Source organism: Virgibacillus sp. GM2-2 (genome assembly GCF_055329585.1).
In genome coordinates this window covers 1-261 of sequence record NZ_JBUZWC010000102.1, presented here as the reverse complement: position 1 = coordinate 261, position 261 = coordinate 1, and the positions used below count along the sequence as shown (strand labels likewise).

Here is a 261-nt window from a genome sequence, read left to right as displayed (position 1 = left end):
ATCCCGAATCCGGACTCCTCGCTCGGCCCGATCGGCTCCCCCATCTGCCGCTCGGTGGTCGATGGCACGGACCCGAACTGCGTGCCTTATGACATCTTCACGCTCGGCAACGTGACCCCGGAGGCACTGAACTACCTGCAGGCTCCCGGCATGTCGCAGAGCGCCATCACGCAAAAGGTAGCAATCGCGTCGGTCACCGGCGATCTCGGCAGCATCGGTGGGCAGAGCCCGTGGGCCTCCGAGTCGATCCAGGTCGTGTTC

1 protein-coding gene is annotated in these 261 nt (G+C 65.1%); it reads left to right on the top strand.

From position 1 onward, the window contains the following. Positions 1 to 261 (top strand): hypothetical protein (locus tag ACY9Z2_RS19135; RefSeq protein ID WP_463611265.1); only part of this gene is annotated, 261 nt, incomplete at both ends.